Annotated in this window: 15 protein-coding genes and 1 CRISPR repeat array (1 of these 16 running past the window's edge); of the genes, 2 read left to right on the top strand and 13 right to left on the bottom strand. The window is 26.3% G+C overall.

The genetic code is table 4. The features are described from left to right. Window positions 1-1,085: a CRISPR direct-repeat array (repeat unit 36 nt; unit sequence GTCTAACCTTGCTTAAGAATAGTATAGTACTAAAAT) (it extends 8 nt beyond the left edge of the window). A 38-nt stretch (window positions 1,086-1,123) separates the two neighbouring features. The 7 genes from ACT1UH_RS02510 to ACT1UH_RS02480 form a co-directional block, all read right to left on the bottom strand. Next, window positions 1,124-1,870, bottom strand: coding sequence for a hypothetical protein (locus ACT1UH_RS02510; protein ID WP_444704852.1), 747 nt, complete (start codon window positions 1,868-1,870; stop codon window positions 1,124-1,126). A 3-nt stretch (window positions 1,871-1,873) separates the two neighbouring features. Further along, window positions 1,874-2,179, bottom strand: coding sequence for a CRISPR-associated endonuclease Cas2 (gene cas2 / locus ACT1UH_RS02505; protein WP_438340428.1), 306 nt, complete (start codon window positions 2,177-2,179; stop codon window positions 1,874-1,876). 4 nt (window positions 2,180-2,183) lie between these two features. Further along, window positions 2,184-3,080 carry a type II CRISPR-associated endonuclease Cas1 gene (cas1, locus tag ACT1UH_RS02500; RefSeq protein ID WP_438340429.1) on the bottom strand — a complete coding sequence of 299 codons (897 nt, stop codon included), beginning with the start codon at window positions 3,078-3,080 and terminating at the stop codon, window positions 2,184-2,186. Window positions 3,081-5,687: 2,607 nt separating this feature from the next. Beyond that, entirely contained in the window at window positions 5,688-6,485 is a 798-nt protein-coding gene (locus tag ACT1UH_RS02495) for a hypothetical protein (protein ID WP_444704851.1), read from the bottom strand. A 26-nt stretch (window positions 6,486-6,511) separates the two neighbouring features. Beyond that, on the bottom strand, window positions 6,512-6,937 hold the full coding sequence (locus ACT1UH_RS02490) for a hypothetical protein (RefSeq protein WP_444704850.1): 426 nt from the start codon (window positions 6,935-6,937) through the stop codon (window positions 6,512-6,514). Between the two features lie 288 nt (window positions 6,938-7,225). Beyond that, window positions 7,226-8,137 (bottom strand): hypothetical protein, encoded by a 912-nt coding sequence (locus tag ACT1UH_RS02485; protein ID WP_444704849.1) that lies wholly within the window; start codon window positions 8,135-8,137, stop codon window positions 7,226-7,228. 12 nt (window positions 8,138-8,149) lie between these two features. Continuing rightward, window positions 8,150-9,016 (bottom strand): hypothetical protein, encoded by an 867-nt coding sequence (locus ACT1UH_RS02480; RefSeq protein WP_438340421.1) that lies wholly within the window; start codon window positions 9,014-9,016, stop codon window positions 8,150-8,152. Between the two features lie 428 nt (window positions 9,017-9,444). Here ACT1UH_RS02480 and dnaE point away from each other — a divergent pair, with 428 nt between their 5' ends. Both dnaE and ACT1UH_RS02470 read left to right on the top strand, forming a co-directional pair. After that, window positions 9,445-12,429 (top strand): DNA polymerase III subunit alpha, encoded by a 2,985-nt coding sequence (dnaE, locus tag ACT1UH_RS02475; protein ID WP_444704848.1) that lies wholly within the window; start codon window positions 9,445-9,447, stop codon window positions 12,427-12,429. After that, window positions 12,429-13,316, top strand: coding sequence for a 5'-3' exonuclease (locus ACT1UH_RS02470; protein WP_444704847.1), 888 nt, complete (start codon window positions 12,429-12,431; stop codon window positions 13,314-13,316). Before dnaE ends, ACT1UH_RS02470 begins: the two co-directional genes overlap by 1 nt. A 53-nt stretch (window positions 13,317-13,369) precedes the next feature. On the opposite strand, the gene ACT1UH_RS02465 is transcribed toward ACT1UH_RS02470, so the two are convergent. The 6 genes from ACT1UH_RS02465 to ACT1UH_RS02440 form a co-directional block, all read right to left on the bottom strand. Further along, complete coding sequence (locus ACT1UH_RS02465) at window positions 13,370-18,250, bottom strand: valine--tRNA ligase (protein ID WP_444704846.1); 4,881 nt, start codon at window positions 18,248-18,250, stop codon at window positions 13,370-13,372. Next, complete coding sequence (locus ACT1UH_RS02460) at window positions 18,250-19,257, bottom strand: hypothetical protein (RefSeq protein ID WP_438340417.1); 1,008 nt, start codon at window positions 19,255-19,257, stop codon at window positions 18,250-18,252. Before ACT1UH_RS02460 ends, ACT1UH_RS02465 begins: the two co-directional genes overlap by 1 nt. A 78-nt stretch (window positions 19,258-19,335) precedes the next feature. After that, window positions 19,336-20,424, bottom strand: coding sequence for a YihY/virulence factor BrkB family protein (locus ACT1UH_RS02455; RefSeq protein WP_444704845.1), 1,089 nt, complete (start codon window positions 20,422-20,424; stop codon window positions 19,336-19,338). Further along, window positions 20,408-21,835: an Asp-tRNA(Asn)/Glu-tRNA(Gln) amidotransferase subunit GatB gene (gatB, locus tag ACT1UH_RS02450; protein WP_444704844.1), complete on the bottom strand. Its 1,428-nt coding sequence runs from the start codon at window positions 21,833-21,835 to the stop codon at window positions 20,408-20,410. The genes ACT1UH_RS02455 and gatB overlap by 17 nt, the downstream gene beginning before the upstream one ends. Further along, window positions 21,828-23,156, bottom strand: coding sequence for an amidase family protein (locus ACT1UH_RS02445; protein ID WP_444704843.1), 1,329 nt, complete (start codon window positions 23,154-23,156; stop codon window positions 21,828-21,830). Before ACT1UH_RS02445 ends, gatB begins: the two co-directional genes overlap by 8 nt. Next, window positions 23,146-23,448, bottom strand: a complete 303-nt coding sequence (locus ACT1UH_RS02440; protein ID WP_444704842.1) for an Asp-tRNA(Asn)/Glu-tRNA(Gln) amidotransferase subunit GatC — start codon at window positions 23,446-23,448, stop codon at window positions 23,146-23,148. The genes ACT1UH_RS02445 and ACT1UH_RS02440 overlap by 11 nt, the downstream gene beginning before the upstream one ends. Between the last annotated feature and the right edge of the window lie 2 nt (window positions 23,449-23,450).

Here is a 23,450-nt window from a genome sequence, read left to right as displayed (position 1 = left end):
TTGCTTAAGAATAGTATAGTACTAAAATCATTATAAAGCTCCTTGTATTACTCTTTGAGTCTAACCTTGCTTAAGAATAGTATAGTACTAAAATTAATTCCTCTAGATAAGTACTCATAGTAAAGTCTAACCTTGCTTAAGAATAGTATAGTACTAAAATCTCGTTTCATATTATTATTTACACATCTAAGTCTAACCTTGCTTAAGAATAGTATAGTACTAAAATCACAAAGTCCAAATAATCCCTCAGGTTTAAAGTCTAACCTTGCTTAAGAATAGTATAGTACTAAAATTAATAATCTTGTATTAATTTAAAATCAAAAGTCTAACCTTGCTTAAGAATAGTATAGTACTAAAATGTGCGGACTTTAATCTTAATAATCTTTTTTGTCTAACCTTGCTTAAGAATAGTATAGTACTAAAATATACGCTTGATTTGTTTATTAGTCATTTAAGTCTAACCTTGCTTAAGAATAGTATAGTACTAAAATTACCGTGCATAGCATAAATAACATTTAAATGTCTAACCTTGCTTAAGAATAGTATAGTACTAAAATCAACGTCATTTTTTATAAACCTTTCTTAATGTCTAACCTTGCTTAAGAATAGTATAGTACTAAAATTTTCAACCTTTTCTACATTTAATAAGCCAAGTCTAACCTTGCTTAAGAATAGTATAGTACTAAAATTATTTATATAATACAATTATAAAATATAATGTCTAACCTTGCTTAAGAATAGTATAGTACTAAAATTTATTAGCATTAATATATAACTTTGTATCAGTCTAACCTTGCTTAAGAATAGTATAGTACTAAAATATACGGATATCTTTTACCATATCTCATATAGTCTAACCTTGCTTAAGAATAGTATAGTACTAAAATAAATGTTAAATAATCAACTTCTTTGTTAGTGTCTAACCTTGCTTAAGAATAGTATAGTACTAAAATCCCTGTATCTTTATTGTAATATTTATTTCAGTCTAACCTTGCTTAAGAATAGTATAGTACTAAAATCCTCTTCTGATAAGCATTCTTTTTCATTATGTCTAACCTTGCTTAAGAATAGTATAGTACTAAAATGTCATTTTTGTATATAAACGTTTAAATTCGATTAAAAATTAATCTAAAATGATTGATTTTATAGCATTTTGCAATGTTTTACTTTCTTTGATTTTTTCAATGTCATCAACATTGAACTTTTGCATAAGTATTTCTTTAATTAAAGATACATTATCAATATTGATAAATGTTTTATTATCAAAAATTGAACAAACTTCCAACTCTTCAAAGCTATTACAAATATCTCAAATATTGTTAGTTAATATAATAAAGTTAAATTTATTAGTAAAAGTAACCAACTCGCTAATATTGATATTATCAAAATTAGTGATAATTACAAGTTGCTTATCTAATTGATTTGTTAAATCAAAAAACTTAAATAAAATATCTTTATTAATCAATTTCTGATCATTTAGTTGGAATAAAAATTTAACTAACTTTGATTTATCTAAATTAAGATAAATAAAATCTTCAGCAACTAAATTTGTATAAAAATTTAATACTTCAGATAATAAATCATTTTTGATTAAATTTTCTTGATCAATTCTACTGTCTTTTATAAACATTTTATATAAACTATTTTTGCTGCTAAAGTTAAGGATATCAATAACTTTTGATAATGGATTAATAATAATACTTTCATTAACAAAATAGCCTTTATTATTAATTAAAAGACTTGGTTGATTATTTTGATTTTCATGATTAATTAACATAGCTAAAAAAGCTAAAGAGTTACTGCTTTCAATAACTCTAATTCCTTGATAGTCATAATCTAAAAGATGACTAAATTTTACTATTTCTAACATAATTTATACCTCTAAATATATTTTTTTATCCAAGTAATATTCATTTAGTGATTTTTCGCCATTAATGATTTCAATATTTTGATATTGACTTTCTGTTACTAATAAAATTCTCACATTTGATTTTTTTGGAACGATTTTTATTAGTTTATCCTTTTCATAAGGATATTGAGTGTGAGCTGATATACATTTAACATAGATTGAATATTGAATCATGCTATAACCTAATTTAATTAGTTCATTTCTAAATTTATTATAATAAGCGATATTATCATCGTCCATCGAAATATCATACATAACAATTATTCGCATAAATCTACTTTGAATTTCAATCAATGATTAACTCTTCTAATGAACAATTTTCTAATATTTTTTTAACTGAATAATCAATATAATCGCGAATTCTTATATGCTTATTGTTGACATTAATGTGCTCATCAAAAAATTCATATAGCATTTGCTTAAAAATTTTTCAATTCACTTCTTGATAATTAGCTTTCTTGATTAAATACTGATATACAACATAGTCAATAAACACTCTAGCTATTTCCATTAGATCGCATGCTAAGCTATAAGGGTTATTAAAGCTTTTGTGAAAAACGCCAATGCGATTATCAAAGCCACGCCCATTAATTGCCCGACTATAAAATGATAGTAAAATCGTATACCCATAATTTAGCATCGCATTAATATCATCATCAAAGTTATTTCTTTCTCTTTTAAAATCAGCTCCAAAAATATTTTTATAATAAAGTTTAGCTGCATGAGCCTCGCGGTTAGATAAATCACCAATTTTGACATCTAAAATATAATTTTTAAATTTTTGATAATCTTCATCATTAACTAAATTAAAATTTACTAACAAATTAAGTTGATTAGAAATCTTTAATTTAATAATATTTTTTCAGGTTATGGCTTTGTAATTCTCATCTCAAGTTAATTGAGATAAAAATACTTTGTTATTATAATAATTATCAAACGGAATAATTTGCGCCTGAGGCAGATGTTTTTCGTTGCATATAATTATGTTAACTTTTTCTTTTATAAATTTATTAATTAGTGGTATTGATATTGTTGTTTTATTATTTTCGAAAATAATACTATCAATATCATTAGTTGGTATTGTAATTTTACCTTGTTCTTTTTTAATAATTAAATTTCCTAAAAAAAGTGATAAATATTCACTTTCCGTAACATCGATTATTTTCTTCATATTCTTCTTTCTGCTTATATACTAAGCAAAAAAATTACATTGCAATTTTAAATATTATTTAAAAAATTCATTAAATTGGGCTTCTAATAATTAATATAACTATTTAGCTTGTTAATTCTTAATCAAATTGCAACATTTTTATAGTTTAAAAATGTTTCTTAAACTTAAGATATCAAATATGTTTTTTAAGACCTAAAAAATTTAAAACAGGAATCAGGAAAATTAACAAAGTGTCATACTTTGCTATTATTTTTTTGTAAATCTATATATTTCGAAAATAAAAATTAAATAGTAATATATTTTTAAATTAACCTTACGGGTCTTATTTTAAAAATTAGAATCCATTTTTTTAAGCTTTATTTATATTTGGATTGGTTGGCGAACCAATTTTTTCAAACCCACTTTGCGGACATTAAAATAAAATTAAAAATCTACTTAAAGTTTTCATATAGGTCATTACCCACTTGTTTAATTGGGTTTTTAAACATTGTTTTTAAGTGACTCGTTTCTTGTTTTAAATCCGATGTATTTAATTTAAATTTTTCTAAATTTCTAATCAAGTAATTAAACTTGTCTGTAAATGTCGAAACGATTGACTTATGCGTTACGACTATCAAACTCAATTTATAAGCCAAATCGTCTTAAACGTCAAGATTTTTACCTATTAAAAAATCTCTTGTGAGCTAAAGTTAGATAAATCACTGCTTGCTTTGTAACGGTTTTCTGGAGTTTTTAAAACAATATTCACCACTTGAGTTCATACAAAATAAAACTTTTATTTTCTTTGAAAAATAACTCTATTGCCGTTAGTAGCAACTGGGGCATAATATTCGTCTGCGCCTGAATGAGTTTTGTTTTTAAAATGATAATCAACATACCAACCAGGATCGCCTTCAGTTATTTTTCTAAAACAGTTTTTATTGCTATTTCTTTTTAATTTTGGAGATATAGAATTAAAGTAATCTATTAATTGGTCTTAAATTTTACTAATTTCTGTTCAATGTTTTATATTCTTTATTTTAAAGCATATGGGATAACTTAATTGAGCAGTTTTAAAAGGCCTTTCAACAAAAGACCTAAATTGCAAAACAAAGATTGAACTTCAATGCCTAAAGATCGCAAATACTCAGTAATAGGTGTGTACGAAGACTCTTTTTTCAAAAAGTCGTTCTCTTATCGGTCTTTATAATCTGCGGAATTCCATGTGTTCTAAAAAGTTTTTCGAGCAGATTCATATAACCAATATCGGTTTTCTCTTTAGACACATGGACCGCTAAAAGCCTATCAGTGGCAGGATCAATAGCGTGGTAAGTACGAAAAGTTTCACCCAACCCCATTGTGTCTGTCGCAGCAATGATTTCAACGATCATACCTGGAGAAAGATTTTTCCAGGTATTTTTTATTACTACATTTTTTTCTATTGTTTTAAGATTTTCTAATCTACTATTTATTGCATAATAAAATATTGTTTCTAAAACCGTGCTATTTAAAATATTTTTTGCGTTTCTTTTAGCTTCTTTTCTAGTTGCTTTGTGCGAGTGCTCTGTTGCATACCCCCTTTTTTAAAGTGCGTCTGTAAAGAGTTTTTAAAGACATTATTGAACCTTTTGTTCTATAATAAACTGCCATAGTAACATTTCTAGTTCTATCTGTAGGCGGATCAAAAACAAAGGAACTAAAATCTCTGATTTTTTCAATTTCAGAATCTACTAGATCAGCACCAAACTATTGTCTATATTTATTTCCTTCATTTTTGTGTGAGACATTAAATGTCACGTCAAAATTTATAGATTTTTTAATTTTGGAAACTGTAAAACGGCTAACATCGTGTTTATGGCGATTTGGTTTATTTTTAATTTTTTCATTAGTTATATCAATATAAATACCTTTTCTTTTTTCTCAAAATCTGTCAAATTATGGATTACTATTTTTTTGTATTTCCAAAATTTCTGTTGCAAACATAAATCAAATATCACCATGTGTATTTAACTATTCTTTTAATTTAATGTCACCATAATTTTAGGCCCGTATCTTGTAATATAAAAAATATTTTTATTACCATGTTTCTTTTTATAATCATCATAACTATTGTGAATTTTATGAGGTATTTCACTTAAAAAATGGTTACCTCCAATTCCTTTTATTCAATGCGGGATGCAAATCAAAGTGATTGGCTTAATAATGTGTAATTTATCATTAGTCGCATAACATGTTCTAATGATATTCAATGTATTTAGACTAATTTCAAGCTCGTATAAAACTATATTAATCATATTTCTTTAACTTTACTGTATTTTATAAATTGATCTATGCATTTATATTATCAATAATATAAAAATCAATAAATGAAAAATAAAAACCGCCAGTGGCGGTAAATTCGGCATAAAGCCTTATTTTAGTACATACTATTCTTAAGCAAGATCAGATTGTGATCAAATTTCTGTACATAATCATTATAAAGGATTTTTTAATAAATGTTAAAAAAATATTTTAAACATCATTAATTAGCGTGAAAAATGAGCCACCGATATTTTGAATTTGTTTAATTATACATTTTGCATAATTTCTAATAAAAAAATATCTCTACTTTAGGAATAGAATAATTTATTATAAAATTACAATTTTATTTATATCTCTTCTTATTTTTTCTAAATCTTCATTAATTGATCGCATTAAATCTATTTCTCTTTGTGAAATAAGACCAGTTTTAACAAAAGATTCTAAAATTTCTGTTTTTTTAGATAACATTTGATTGTAGTAATATCCGGCTTCTTGATGTTTCACAATTTTTTTAACCACCGATATTTCAAGAGGAAGCTTTTTACTATATGCTATTTTCTCATACATTTGAATGTCATTTTCATTTAATTCAAAAGCTTTATATCTTTTATTGTTTATGTGAAAATAGTATTGTTGATCTGCACCGATCATAAAAGTTGCATCATTTTTTGATGTGACTTTTATTTTTTGATTTTTTTCATTTTTAGGAATATATTTTTTATTTTTAAATGTTACAATTCCATTAAAAATTTGTCTTTTAATTGGCAAATCAAAATAAGCTTCAAGAGTTGCGCTGTTTGGTTTTCTAAATTCATTTTTTTCAGAATCGGTAATTGATTTTCTTGTTTTTATATCATTAAGCATTGCAATAATTTCGCATCTATATTTATTAGCGTCTTGGTTTGTTTTAATATTTCTATCTTTTAAAAATATCGGAATTCTATTATGTGCAATTCTCCAAAAACTTTCTATATGTGGTTTTTCATTAGATACTGATGTTGTTATAAATTCAGTACCTAATTTTGTGACTGCATCATACAAAATAGCGCTAGATTCAAGGTTATTATGAAAATTCATTCTATTATCGCTAATCATTACTTTTGGTATCCCATATTTATTAATCATATCTTGAATAATAATTTGATAACCTTTTACTGATTTACGGCTTTTTCGTCAAAATAAAGTGATAAAACTTTTGAAGTTGAAACATCGATACATGCAACAATTGTTCATAAGGTTTGATCAACATAAAAATGAATAGATCCATCAAGTTCAACACATTCGCCCATATTTACTAATTTTCTTTTTGAGATTATGGTTGGTTTTGCAATCTTTTCTTTAGGCAAAATATTTGGCTTATAAGGTATATATTTTTTTACAAAAGTTTTTTGTCTTTTTATTGTATTTTTATGAGCAAAAGCACTTAGAAATCCGCTTTGCGTAAGTCTTCTTGTTAATTGACTATATGATATTTTTACATTAGCTATTCTCTCATAAAACAAACGGTAAGACATATATGAATTACAAGAACTATTTTTGTTCCAGCAATTAATTTTTTGCTTTCATATTTTTTTCATAATTGATAATTAAATCATTATTGTAAATCTTTTTTTCTATCGCCTCATTGATTGCCATGTGCTAAGTTAACTTTTTTTGCATAATTTAGCATTTCTTAATTTTTGTTTTAATCTTTTTTGGTTGATATTGAACATTTTGCTTTCAAGGATAATTGCTTATTTGTTAAATTGGAATATGTAGTTATAATATCTAATTTTTTGTTTTCTATTTCATGAATAATAAAACCACCTATAACATTTTACTATATATGTTAGGTGGCTCATTTTTGTTACAATTTAACGCTTTTTTTATGAAATTACAATTTTTTTAAAGAAATTAGCTACCATTGTTTTAAAAACTTCTTCTAAATCATTTTCATTATCTTTTGAATAATAGTATGTAGTTAGTAATTTTGTGTTTTTACTCAAAAGATCCTTTGTTGAAGAAATAATAATTGGTGATTTTTTTTGTATACGTGTTTCAAATATGTTAATTAATAAGTCAAAAAATCATTGGGATTTCAAACCTAAACTAAGATTTGCAATGAATAATACATCAACATTATTCAAATAATAACATATTGATTGTTTTTCTTCTTTATTTGATGATAGAAAATTATATAGTTCATTAGCATTTAAAAAGGCTACTGTCTTGCCTTGGCTAATTACATTCATTAGAGCTATATATTTAATAATATCATTGCTTATTGTAAAATTGGTTCCTCATAATCAAATGTTAAAATCAAAAACGCCTTTTCCGGTGATCATTGTTCTAAATTTAGCTCTAATATCTTCACTAGCAATAGTTTTAGGTAATGAGTCGATAAAAATTTTTGTTGTTTTTTTTAAAGCAACAACATCAGACGAATTGTTATTTTTTTGAAAATATTTCTTAAATATTGGATCTAACTCTGTGATTGATGTTAATCAGAATTTTTCTAGTTGTTGGCTTCTTATTATCTCCTTATCATTACTATAATCTTCAGCCAAAAAACCATAAATATCAACAAACAGCTTATAGTCAGGCTTTTTATGATTTTTGATAACTGAATCATGATATCTTTGTAAGATACCCATACCCTTTTTTATTTGTTTTTCATTAAGGTTTAATCTTTTAATTTCTGTTTGAATAAAATCCTTTGAAAGAACTTCATTCCTTAATTCATCAATATTTATTTTTTCATTAGGTGATAATATTGAATCAAAAATCTTTTTCTCCATTATTTATTCCTTTTAGTCATCTCATGTTAGTACATCGTTTAAATCATCATTAATATTATTATATTTTTTACTAAATAAAGAATAGCTATTATTTCTATTTAGAGAAGCTTGACATAATTCATTATCGATTAAATATGCATCATATAAGTTTCTTCTTGCAAAGTCATTGGCTATTTTTAGGATGTAATTGCATATAATGGCATTATTTATAGAAATTGAATATTTTATTATATTGTTAATAGCATTATCCTTAAAATTTAATGACTTTATTTTTTTTAACATCAAAATTTGCGATGGACTGAGTTCTTTTCTTGTATGGTAACTAATATATTCTTCTGAAGTGAGATCTTCAATTAATTCATGTTCATTAATAATTTTAAAATCAAAACAATCTTCCTGCTGCAAAGAAATTTTTTCACTAGAAAAGACCTCAAAAAAGTTTTTTGAAACATTATTAAATTCTGTTTCATCATAATAATAAAATGCATTATTCTTAATTAAATTATTATATAAAACTTCACCTAATTTATTTTTTAACAAATTAGCGATAAGGGAATTTTTTACAATTCCATTGGCACATAGTGGTTTTATTAATTTAAATAATAAAGTGCCATCTTTGTCCTGTAGGGTTTTAATTAGACCTAAACCCTCTAATTTATTTTTAGCATCTTTTATTTGGTTTATCGACATAACTAGAAATTCTGAAGTTTTGGCTAAATCATATTTCTTTAGTCTATTTATATTATATAAATCATATAAATGTTGATAGAAAGCAACACCCAGACTTCCAATAATAGGAGAATAGAAGGTTCTTAAATTAATTAAATCTTTTGAAGAAATATCAGCTGAATTATCAACCAAAAATTTAATTTGATCCATTTTTATCCCCCTCTTGTTTATATATTTGTTTTTGCATAAAATTAATTTATGTTAAAACGCATTTTTACTTGATAGCAAAATTATTTTATGGGACTAAGAGAATGTTTTGTCTCATTTTTATTAGTTTTTTTGGGGCTAAGTATTTTTAGTGTAATTTATAGACATCGTTAATAGCCTTTATCATCTAAATTTAAGAAAAATTTATAAAAAAAATTCAGTTTTCTACATGAAAATGTTTAAAAAAATAACTGTTTTTGGGTTAAAAATGGCTAGTTTTGATTACTTATAAAAATATCTTTTTGATTTAAGTTGAATTCTATTATTTTTATTTAAAAATCATTATTATAGAATTTTTATTTAATATTTTTTTATATCTTTTCAACGTCTCTAATTTAAAATTAAACTTAATATTATTTTATAATTAAACTATGAAATTAAATAACCTACATCTTAATACGACGTTTTCTTTTTTAGAAAGTACAATAACTGTTGATGAAGCAATAAAACAAGCTCTTAATAGTGGTATAAATTATCTTGCATTTACAGAAAAGAATCATTTTTTTAGCTTAGCTGAAGCTAATAAAAAATGCATGGAGAATAACATTAAGGCTAATTTCGGGCTTGATGTAAAACTAATGATTGATGACCAATGATACCAATTTATCTTGTTTGCTAAGCATCAAAAAGGTTTTGAGATCCTTAAAAAGCTATCTTATCAATTATTAAATAATGAAATAATTTATCTTAATGATATTCTTAATTTTGAAGATGATATTGTTATTATAGAAAACCCTATTTTAAGCTACTTTAAATTAACTAAAAATGTTATAAACAAATCGAATTATTATATAGGATTCACAATCATAGATATTGAAAAAAATAAAGAATTTTGTTCTTATTTTCAGAATATTTTGGTTGTAAATAATTTTAACACAGTCGATTTTCAGGATTTTATGATTATAGAATTACTGAATAAAATGAATAATAAGACAAATAACATATTGTTTGATGGTACTTTGTTTTTTGATGTTGATGATGGAGATGGCTTGATGAATAAATTAGTAAATAGAACTAATGCATTTGTTGAGTCAATATATTTTGAACATCAAAAAAATGAATATAATTTGCCATTTTTTAAAAACGAACAAAACCTTGATTCAAAAGGCTATCTAAAATTTTTAATATGAGAAAAAATTAAAAATAATACTAAAATTAAGGCACTTTTTGAAAACCAAGCTTATAAGGATAGACTATTAAAAGAATTTCAAATTATTTCACAATTAAGATTTGAGGATTATTTTTTAATTATTCAAGATTGAATCAATTGGGCTAGAAAAAAAGGGATTTCAATTGGCCCTGGAAGAGGTTCTGCAGCTGGTTCGTTGGTTTCATATATTCTTGGAATTACAGAAATTGATCCAATAAAATACAATCTTATTTTTGAGAGATTTCTTAATCCTAAAAGAATTTCAATGCCCGATATTGATGTCGATGTTCAGGATGACCAGAGACATGAAATTATTAATTATCTTGTACAAAAATATGGGTATGAATGTGTTGCTAATATTGTAACTTTTTCTGTTCTAGGTAAAAAATCTGCGATTAGAGATGTTTTGAGAACTTATAAAGATGTATCTTCTGATAAAATAAATCAAGTTTCAAAATTAATTTCGTCTGATGACAGAAGTTTATTTGAAGAAGCAAATAAAAATACGGCATTTATTAGTGCTTTGCAGCAAATTAAGCCAACAGATAATTCTTTTGCTAAGAACGTTATCAACCAAACGTCTCGAATTTCTGGTTTCTATCGTCAAACAGGAACACATGCCGCTGGAATTGTAATATCATCAAGGCCAATAATGGAGCTTGTGCCGACTTTTAAAAATATTGATAATTTTCAACAAACGCAGTTTAGCATGGAATACCTTGACTATTTTGGTTTAATAAAGATGGATATTTTAGGCCTTAGAACCCTATCGACAATTAAACAAATTGAAGATGAAGTTAAAAAGAAAACAAAAAAGGATATCAATTGAGACATTATTGATTATAATGATCAAAAAACATTTGATCTTCTTTCACAAGGAAATACTTCCGGTATTTTTCAAGTGGAAAGTCCTATAATGATTAAGGCCTTAAAGCAAATTAAGGTAAGTACGTTTGAGGATATTAGTGCTATTATATCATTGAATAGACCAGGACCAATGGCTTATGTATCAAGCTATGCAAAGAGAAAAGCAGGTATAGAACCAATACCAAGCATCTCGTTGGAATATGATGAAATTGTTAAAGATACATATGGAATTATAATTTACCAAGAACAAATTATGCAAATAGTTCAGAAAGTAGCAAATATGACTTTCGAAGAGGCTGATTTGTTTAGAAAAATTATTTCAAAAAAGAAAGCTGATGAAATGAATGAGATTAAGGATTCATTTATTGGGCAAGCAACTAAAAATGGATATAGTTTAGAAGTGGCTAATAAAATTTTTAGTAATATTGAAAAGTTCGCTGATTATGGATTTAATAAATCGCATGCCGTCGCTTATTCAATGCTAACATTTAAAATGGCTTATTTAAAGGCGAATTTTCCATTAGAGTTCTATAGTTCATGCATTACAAGTTCAAATGGAGCCCAAGCGACGATTTCAAAATATGCAAATGAAGCAAAAACCATGGGCATTCAAATTGTTAGTCCAGAAATAAATCTTTCAACAAATAAGGCAATAATTTCTGATAATAAAATAATTTTACCATTAGGTTTAATCAAAGGCATTGGTCCCGAGATAATAAGGATAATTATTAATGATCGCAAAGTAAATGGCCAATATAAAAATTTCTTACATTGTTATTTTAGCCTGTTTAAAATTAAAACATTTGGCAAATCGACATTAGAGACATTGATTAAGGCTAATGCATTGCGAAATTTTAAATTAAGTCAAAAAACAATGCTTGAAGAGATTGATTCATCTTCGAATTCTAGTGTTTTTGTACAACAAAATTTATTTAAAAATACGGTTGATATTGTTGATAAAATCATTAATTGTGAACCACAAAATGTTTATGAAGATGAAACTCAAATAGTTGAAAAAAATGAAATTGAATTGCTTGGCCAAATATACAATTATTCAACAACACAAAACTACGAGATTGATGGCAATAGATTAATAGATACAAGACCTAATAATGAGTATGTAATGATTGTTCAATGTGTTAATGTAGTAGTTGGAAATGATAAAAATGGTAGACAATATCAAAGAATTGATTTTCAAGATTCAAGTTTTAAAGTAGTTGCTTTTATGTTTAGAGTTGATCCTGAGCTATCCAAACTTAAACGCAGACTTGTAAAAATTAAATTTATAAGAAAATTAGATAATAAAATTATTTTAAGAAATTACGAGGTAATTAAATAATGAAACAAAAAATATTAATTATTGATGGTACTTATTTAACGTATCGTTCTTATTTTGCAATAAATAAGAATAATACTTATTTAACAAACGCAGAAGGCGCTTCAACAAGTACAATATTATTATTTTTTAGAACATTGTTTAATCTTATTGAAGAATATTCGCCATCGCATATTTTTATAGCATTTGATGCAGTGGGAAAAACTTTTCGTCATAATTTATATGAGCATTATAAGGAAGGCCGAGCAAAAATGCCGAATGAATTTTATAATCAAATGACTATAATAAGAAAATTACTTACATCTTTAAATATTGTAAATGTAGAAAAAACAGGGGTTGAAGCAGATGATTTAATTGCCAAGGTATGTTTTGAATATCCCTTGATTGAAAAGATAATTTTTTCAGCCGATCAGGATCTTAATCAATTAATTAATGAATATACTTCAATAATTAAAAAAACAAAAGAAGGAATTGTTATTTTAACGCCAAAAAATTTTAAATCAATTTATGGTATTAACCCTAATCAAGTAGTTGATTATAAGGCCATAGTCGGTGATTCAAGCGATAACTTTTTTGGTGTTAAGGGTGTCGGGTCTAAGACAGCTATAAAACTTCTTGATCAATATCAAACCCTCGATAACATTTATGAAAATCTAGAAAATTTATCATCTTCTAGGCTTGCGCAAAAATTCATTGATTATAAATCTATTGCATTCAGAGATCAACATATTGCTAAATTAGTTACTAATTTTGAATTAGAAGGTATTGAATTAAATTTATTAGATATAGCGAATGTTGAGCTAACCCTTGACGCCGTAAAAATTATTGATGAGTTTCAACTTAATTCAATAAGAAGAGCATTTTTTAATAAAATAAAAATTATTAATTAAAGCCCTATTTCAGTAAGAAAAAACGCACAAACCAGGTGCGTTTTTTAATGTTATTATGAGTTATCTTTCTTGGTTAATTCTTCTTCATATACTTCTAAATTTCTTTGGTGAAGTGCTAGTTTTTCTTGTTTTTCTTTAATTTTATCCTCACTAGCATTTTTCATAAAGTTTGGGTTATTAATAAAAGTTTTATTAAATTCTATTTCTTTTTTCGTTTTTTCAATTAACTTTTTAAGTTCAATAATTTCGTTTTCCTTATCTTCTTTGCTTTGTTTAATGAAGACCTTGGCAAAGGAGGTTTGGATAGACAAGTCATTATTTTCGCCAATAACAAAATTTGACAATTTAAAGATTATTAGTTGTTGATTTTCAGAAATATCGAAGTTTTCGATAAAGTAGTTTAATGTAATGTTTTTAGATATTTGTTTTTCTTCACGATATTTTCTAAACGTAGTGATTAGTTCGATTAGGTTGTTTATTTCATTTGAATTAAATGTATCTTCAATTGTGTAGTTGGCAAGTGCATTATCCCAAAGCTCCTCGTTGTATATTTCTTGAAACAAATAATCTGTAACAAAAGGCATATATGGTTGAAGCATTATTAAGATTTCTCTAAATAAATAATGAATAAAATAATCATTTTTTTTGAATTTTAAAAACTCTAAATATCATGATGAAAATTTATTGATCATAAATTCTTGAATATGTTTATAAACAAGGGTGAATTCATAGTTTTTCATTGCTTCATCAATTTTAGATGTCATTTTTAAAAATTCTAGTAATATTCATTTGTCGAAATTGTCTAATTTTTCATATTGCAACTCGCTTCTAATATTAATAGGAATATTTTTTATTAGGCGACCAATGTTTCAAATTTTATTGATAAATAACCTTGCGCTTTGAATTTTTTCATCTCCAAAATTAATATCTAATCCAGGTGTGCAATTAAATATTAAAGACATTCTCAAAACATCTGATCCATATTCGCCAATAACCTTAATTGGGTCAATACCATTGCCAAGTGATTTAGACATTTTGCGTCCGTGTGAATCCCTTACTAACCCATGCAATAAAACCTCTTTAAATGGTATCTTGTCCATAAATTCTAGGCTTTGAAAATACATTCTTGATACTCAAAAGAAGATAATGTCATATCCTGTTACTAATAAACTTGTAGGAAAGTATCTTTTTAATTTTTCTGATGATTGTGGTCAGCCCAAAAATACAAAAGGCGCTAATGCTGAGCTAAATCAAGTGTCTAAAACATCGCTATCTTGAATTCATTCATTACCAGGTTTTTCAGTTTGTACTTTAATTTCGTTGCCTTTGTATCATACCGGAATTCTATGACCTCACCAAATTTGTCTGCTAATTGTTCAATCATGAACATTTTCCATTCATTTGACTAGATTATCCTTAAATCGTTTAGGTATTATTTTTACACCTTCCATAGAATCTAGATTTTTTAGAAGTTGTTCTGAAAGTGAATTCATTTTCACAAATCATTGTGGTTTTACTAATATTTCGATTGGTTCTTTGGTTCTTTCACTATAGCCAATATTTGAAATAATATTTTCTGTCTTGTAAATAAAACCTTTTGTTTCAAGATATTGTGCAATTTTTATTCTTGCTTCGAAACGGTCTAAACCCTGAAACTCCTTCGCTAATGAGTTCATTAAACCATCATCGTTAATACACTCGTTAATGCTAAGACCATAGTTTTTGATAATTTCAATGTCATCAATAGCATGAGCTGAAACTTTCATCGCCCCTGTCCCAAAATTGGGATCAATATTTTCTGAACTAATAATTGGAATTTCTTTTTTGGTTAATGGATGAATTACTGTTTTATTTTTTAGTGAATTAAAACGTTCATCATTTGGATTTAAAGCAATTGCAACATCGGAAAACATTGTTTCAACACGGGTAGTAGCTACAAGCAAGTAATTATTCTTATCATTTTTAAACGGATATTTAATGTAATACATTTTTTGATTAGTTTCAGTGGGTATTACCTCAATATTAGATAATGCGGTTTTTAGCTTTGGATCCCACAAAATCGCTTTTGTATCACGATAAATCAATCCTTTATTATACATATCAATAAAGACTTTTGCAACCGCTTCCGATGCATCCTTATCAAGAGTAAATCGTTCGCTATTATAATCAAGCGCTAATCCAAGTTTTGCTCATTGGTCATTAATGTTTTGCGAATATTCATCTTTTCATTTTCAAATCTCTTTAATAAATTTTTCTCGTCCTAGTTGATATTTATTTCTTCCGCTCTCTGATAATCTTTTTTCAACAACGGCTTGTGTTGCGATGCCTGCATGGTCTTTGCCAGCCACTCACATAACATCAAATCCTTTTATTTTTTTATATCTAATAATTGTATCTTGAATATATGTATCTAAGGCGTGCCCGATATGAAGCTTTCCAGTTACATTTGGAGGCGGTAAAATTATTGTAAAAGGAGGTTTTTTGATATCATGTGTTGAAAAGGTTTTCATATCTATTCACTTTTGATGGCGTCCTTGTTCAACGAGTTTGTGATTAAAATTCTTATCCATGTTATCTCCTAAATTTGTAGCAATGTTTTGTATACTGAAATCAATAATTTTCTCCTCATCGTAATTTCTTTTATCCTTAATAGCTTTTTCATTCTTATTTAATGAGCGATCAAATGAAAAAATATTTCTTATTTTTTTATTCTGAGTGTTATCTTTGTTTATTCATTTAGATAATTGATTTCACTTGCAACTTATATAATGATCTGGTTCAATTTCATATTCAAAAATATTTTCAATTTCATCAATATTATCAATAAATTCTTCATAGTTAGATAATAGGTAATCATCTTTTTTGTCTAACATTTTTTTAACAACTGGATTTATCGGGTTGTCTACAACAATGTTTGTTTTACCTCTCTCAATAATTCGCGAGTTTATCATTATTTGCAAATCTGTTGTTAACTTACTGGCCGTTTTTATATCACTTAATAAGTAAATCCCGATAGCTTCATTTTCAAGAATGTATTCATTTATTTTATTAAGTACTTCGATTTGGTTTTTAGCATCAATTTTATCAATGTTGTTTCCGATTACAATTAAGCTTGGATTGTTGATTAAAATTTTGCTTAGCTCAAGAGCAATTTTTTCATCTTTAGAAAGATAAGACAATTTCATTGTAAGTTTGTCCAACGAAAGGTTTGCATTTAAAAGGATTCTATAAATATTGGATTTAAAAATAATTCTTTTCATCGCTTCTTCAGCGTCACTTGTTTCAAAAATTCTTTTATAGATTAGAAACTGATTAAAAAGATTATTAAGTAAGAAGTTTAATTCTTTTAGATTAAAAAATGCTCTTAAAAAAGGATTCAAAAAGGTTAATTCTTGATTAAAATCTTCTTCAAATTCAATTTTATTTAATGAGTGGAGGTTGTTCAATAATTCTTTTATATTTTTAAATATTTTTTTAGCATTTTCTATATTATTTTGAAAAACATTTGCTAATTTCGAATTGTAATTTTTTGTTTCATCCCTAATACTTTTACCGATATTTTCAACATTTCAATGAAATTCTGCTTGTTTTTCTTCAAACTTATACTCGTATTCCTTGATTGTTGAAATATCAATATAATCACTAGTTTTCTCATTATTGTCTTCTTTGTCTACAAGTAATAAGCTTGGGGAATGATTTTTTTTATTTTTTAGCGATTTAAATCTTTCGATAAATGAACTAAAATTGTTGGTTATCATTGAATTAGCAATTAATTTTATTTGCTTTTTTAATTGCGTTCTAGTTCAGTAAGTTCCTAATAAACTAATTTCATTGATTATATTTTTTCTCAAATCATATAAATCATCAATAAACGAAAGTGGGGAGGTGCGATTTAGAAGCGAAATTAGAAAGAAATGTTTTGTTAAAAAACGCTGTATTATTTTATTAATATAATATCTACCATAATAGTGATTAAAAGAATCAATTTTAAGATTTGTTTTTAAATGAAATTTATTTAAAAGAATTTCACTGCTGAAGCTTTTTCTTAATCTAGAAAAATATTTATTATTTTCCTTTTTAACTTGTTTTTTTTCTTTTAATTTGTCTATTATTTTTTTTATCTTAGTTAGTAATTTACTTTTAAAACCATGATTTGAGTTTATGTCTTTTTTGGAACATATTTCAAGATAATTAGTTTTGGCTTCTTTATATTCATTATATTGCATTAACGACTTTCCAGAAACATAGTTCTTTATTGTTTGCTCTATATATGTAAAGAAGGATTGCTCATGATTTTGTATATTTTTTGCGATATTATGAATAATGCCTGAGAGATTTTGCATTAGTAAAATTTGGTCATTTTGATTTAATTTATTAAGATTTTGCGCATTATTTTTTGAGAGTATTAATTTTAATTCATTTACTAATGGTTCTAATGAGTATTGAAGTTGGTAATTTGTTTTAGAATATTCTAATCTAAAATGGTATCTCGAATCTTGGTAGACATCTTTTCAACTATTTTTAAAGATATTATTAAATGAGCTAGTAACTTTATTTTCTTTTATATAGTTTTTCAGATAAGCAAAAACAGTTTCTTCTGATTTTGTTTCAAATAGATCATCGCTTTCAAAGCCATATGCAAGATTATCACGGAAATTTTGGTTTGAATCTATCATATAGAAATTTTCATCATCTTGTTTAAATTCGATAAATCCTTGAAAATCTTTGATTTTATTATCTCTATCTATCAAGAGATTGAAAATGTTTTTTTTAGATTGAATATTATCAGCAATAATGCCTAAAATACTGCTTTTAGAAAGCTTAAAATTTAAATCATTAATAAGATATTCGAATGAGTAATAATTGTTTTTTTTGATCTTATTTATTTTTTTTAGTTCTTGAACTCTAAAACCAGTAATTTTTTTCTTATTCATTAGAATCTGTCACCTTCCTTTGTTTTAACTAGCGATGCAACAACTCTATATGTTGCAAGTATGACAGCTAGATTAAAGAAAATCTTAACAGGACCCGTTAATGTTTGACCAGTAAAATTAACTCAAAAATCAGTTTTTAATGTTTGAGTATCGGCTCATGCGAGTAACACGGTGTTTGCCAGTTCTAGTAGAGCGCTAAATGAAATAATAGCCATAACCTCAAGGAACGTTTGGTATTTTTTTCTCACAAAAAGGCGATATATAACAACAAATAAAATCATTCCAATAAAACCAGATGTCGTTAGTAGAATATAAAATGTTTTATTTTTAACAAAACGATTGTGTTCGAATATTGAATTGTCAAGTTTAGAAAATATAGTTACAATGATTAAAATTTGCAAGGATAATAGCACTAAAGTAGAAATAAATGAGAAATTCATCATTGCCGTAGGTCTTGGCTTGTTCTCTAAAATAATGATTTTAACTTCATAGAATGCAATTTTTTCTGAAAAATATTGTAAATCTTCAGAATTCCCTTTTGCTAGTGCTTCAGCAAACTGAATTTTAAAAAATTCTACAATTTGCTTATATTTATATATTCGGTAGTTTCTTGAAAAGAAAAGTTCATTTATGTTAAAAAAGTAATATGATGCTATTCCTGGAATAAATCCAGCAATAGCCACTGCAATAGTATATAAGAAACTATAATATGTAGGAACTAAAGCAAATGAAATGAAATCTGCCAATACTCCTGTGATCATTCCGACAAACGGTCCGAAAATAAAGCCTGTAATTTTTATTGGTAGGCCTATAAAACCAAATTTAAATGATGGTAGGGCGCTAATTGGTAAAATTCTTACTGAAATTAGAAAGAAAACAACAGAGATAGCAATTAAAACACCCACAAAGGCAATTCTTTTTGGGTTTCATTTTTTGAATGAAATATTTGTTTGTGATCTTAGCCATCTAATATAATGACTCAAGCCGCCTGGTAACTTTGAATTCATGCTTTTCCTTCGCTATCTTTTTAATAATAATTATATTATTATATTCTGAAACTACTTATAAAGTATGGTTATGCTTTGCTAATATTTTCTTGAAAATCACTTATTTTTCTCGAGAATGGGTAAATTAATAAAAGTTTTATAAAAGCTAGAATTAACTATTACGCCAGTGTAGATAAAATATGACATAACACTTAGCAATAAAATGATATACATAAATGATGCGACAACACCAAATTTCTTATAATCAAATACTGAGGTTAGAGATCCAAAAATTAAAATGTATAGGGTAGTTGGCACTGTTACTATTAGTGCGCCGGGATTTACATGTGAAAATTTTAGTTTAAAGTTAGGTGCAAATTTAAAGAAAAATAAAAATGCTACATATGTTATTATGGGTAAAAATAAAACTGTTGGAATTCAAAAAATAAGTTGAAATTCTCAGGGTAACATTTTAAGTGTTGTTGTGTGATCAACATTAATACTAAATACATTCTTTAATATAAAGTTAAGAAAAGCTGATGTAACTAATAAAAAAACTACGAGTAATACTGTGATAATTATGCTTGTTATAAATCCCTTGATTCGTGTTCTCCACATTGAGGATGAAGTTTTTTGTTCGTATAGAGCATCAAATGATCAAATAAATTTGCTATAGCCCTTTGATGATATTCACAATATAGATATGGTAAGAAAAATAAATGCAGCAATTCCGCCTGGGCTACTTCAAATTTCTGAAAATGCCGGAATAACGTTTTCAATACCGGGAATTAGCTGGCCTAGAATTGTGACTTTGATAACAATCTCTAACTGAGAATTTATTGCTCCAATAATTCCCATAACTAAACCTAGAGTCGGTATAAATGAAAGAAAAAGGTACATTGCGTATCCTGTTGGAACAAAGGCAAATTCATTTGAGTTTATTTTAGCATATGTCGATCTAACTATTTCTTTTCCTTTTACTTTCGAACTTCGCAAGTAATTTGGAATAGCAACAAAGAGAATCCCGTATATAATCGCCTTTAAAGCCTTTTCAAAAAAGTTTTGTTTATTTTTATTTTTTATTACTTGTTTTGCTGAAATAGAATTAGCATTATTATTTAGTTTTTTTTCTTGGTTTTTATCATTATTTCAACCGGTCTGGAGTAAGTTTTTATTCCTTTTTTTCATAAAGATCCTTAATTATTTGGCTTAGCTCAATTGCATTTGCTTTCCCAGCAGTTTTTTTCATTACTTGGCCAAACATAAATTTTGAAGCTCTGTTGAAATTTATTTCAAATTCTTTGTTTAAAGTTGGGAATTCATTTAAAATTTCTTTAATAATATCTGTTAATGAAATTTCCTTGTGTTCAATGAAAAGGTTATTTTGTTTAATTATTTCATCAATATCATTGTTTTCGTTTTGATTAATTAGAATACTTAGGATGGTTTTTATGCTGGTCTTTTGTATTTTTTTATCTATTGTATATTGAATGATTTTTGACATAACATCAATATTTAGTTTTAGCTTTGATAATGACAAATTATTCTGATTTAGAAATGAAACGATTTCGGCAAAGAAAATATTCACGCTCTTCTTAAAATCTGTTGTGTTGAGCATATCAATGAAACTTGCATATTCCATATTTTCAATTAATTGCATAATTTGAACATTATTTAACCCATATTTTAGATAACGCATTTCTCTTTCATATGGTAGTTCTTTAATTGTAATACTATCAACAAATTCTGGTTTTAGTTCGATACAAGGGATATTGGGGTCTGGAAAATATTTATAATCAATTGAGTCAGATTTTGAACGCATTGTTATAGTTTTTAGTTTAGATTCATCAAATCTTTTTGTTTGTTGCGAGAAAGTTTGGCCGCTTTCATAACATGATGTTTGCCAATTATATTCATATTCTATTGCTTTTTCAATATTGGAAATTGAGTTTAAATTTTTTACTTCAACTCTTGTGTTTAGGTCATTAGTTCCTTTTTTTCTAACAGAAATATTTAAATCAACTCTTAAGCTACCTTCATTCATTTTAGCATCGGAAATGTCAAGAGCTAGCACAATTTTTCTTATTGCATCAACATATGCAATCGCTTCTTTAGCACTATGAAGAACTGGATTAGAGACAATCTCGATTAACGGAACACCTGAACGATTGTAGTTTAGTAAGGTTTGATTGCCTTCATGAAGAGATTTGGCTGTATCTTCCTCTAGGTGAATTCTCTCAATCTCAATATCTTTTCATTCATTATTGACTTTAATTTTTATTTTTCCATTTTTGCCAATTGGATTAAATTGTTGTGTAATTTGGTAGCCTTTTGTTAAATCTGGATAAAAATAGTTTTTTCTATCAAAGCGAATATTATGGTCGATTTCCATATTTAAAGCTTTTGCTAATTTTATTGCCTTAATGATGGCTTGTTTATTTACGATCGGTAATGAACCTGGATATGCTAAATCAATGTGCGATACATAAATATTAGGGTTGGATGTATAAAGATTAGGTTGTGATGAAAACATTTTAGTTTTTGTATTAAGTTCAATATGTATTTCAATACCAATAACTAATTCTCAATTTTTATCCATTTATTTCTCCTAGTTTTTTTTCAAAATATAATGCTTGGCTAAATAACTTTTTGTCATTATTTCTTTTTGTATCAAAAGCAATATTGAATGGTAAATGGTTTTTTAAATCAATACCAAGTTTCATTGTTAATGATGGATTCCCAACTAGATTTGCATAAGTTAAAATAAAATCTAAATATGATTTATATTTTGACCCATTTTGAATATTGGGAGCAACATCATTAGAGGCAGGATAAACAAAAACATCAGCTGTGTTATGAATATTTTCAAAATATTCAACCAAGACTCTTCGCATTTTTTTGGCTTTTACAAAGTATCTAATTTGATTATTGGCTTTGAGAAAAAAAGATCCTAGAATTAGACGTGATTGAACCATTTTGCCCAGATATTTTGATCTGGTTTTTTTGAATGTATCAATCCAATCCTTGCCTTCTTCTCTTAATCCAAAGGAAACACCAGTAAGATTGGCGAGATTTGAAGATGCTTCTGAAAAGGCAATTATTTTGTAAACTACATCTATTGAGTTAAGAAGCTTTATATTTTCTTTAATTTTAATTAGTTTAATTCCATCTTTTTCCATCACATTAAGAAAGTTTTTGTATGATTTAGCAATTTCTGGATTAATTTTATCAAAACAATCTAAATAGGCAATAGATTTTGGCTTTTCTTCCTTAATCTCATCATATTTAAAGCTAAGATCAATTGAAGTTAAATCATTTTTTAGATCTTGCTTGTACAATATTGATGATAATTTTATTAGGTCCTTAATGTTGTGTGTAAAATAAGCCACAGTATCTAATGAAGAGGCAAATGCAAAAAGTCCATATCTACTAATTGCTCCATATGACGGTTTAAATCCAATCTCGCCGATATTTGAAGCAGGTTTTCTTACAGAGTCTCCGGTATCTGAACCAATTGCAAAGTCAATATCTTTACTAAAAGTGGCAGCAGCTCCTGACGATGATCCACCAACTAGATATTCTTTATTTAAAGGATTTTTTATTAAACCAAAGGCAGAATACTCCCCCGATCCCCCGAGACCGAATTCATCAAGATTTGTTCTAGCAACACATGTTGACCCATTTTCTTCGAGCAATTTAATAACACTAGCTTTATATCCAGGTCTGAAATTGCGCAAAAACAAGCTTGAGGCTTTACATTCAACATTTATGTCAGCATAGTTATCTTTTATTGTGTATATTGTATTGGATAGTGGAAGACCACTATCATTTAATTTAGCATCTTTGAAAATGTAGGATATAGCATTATTATCATCTTGTAATAATTTATCAATTATATTTTGAATATTTTTATTCTTCATGAACAACTCTTTTCATAATAACTAGATCTTCATTGCTATTATATGCGTTTTTAAGAAGTTTTTCTTTGTCAATTTTAGTGCAATCGCATATTTCGTCGTCTCTTAAATCATTAAAAGAAATTTTAGATTCGTTGATATGCGATAACGGTTTTATATTGGCTAGATTTATTTCGTCAAGATCAGTTAGCGATTGGTTAATTGAGTCTAATAATTTTTTGGCCATATTAATAACTTCATCAGATGGGTCTAGTAATAAATTATTTGCTATTGTTTTTAGTTCTTCATCGTTCATTT

It is taken from the genome of Mycoplasma sp. 332, from assembly GCF_052378275.1.
Lineage (GTDB): Bacteria > Bacillota_I > Bacilli_A > Mycoplasmatales > Metamycoplasmataceae > Metamycoplasma.
Note: the sequence above shows the minus strand (reverse complement) of the source record. Positions and strands in the feature narration are given on the sequence as shown.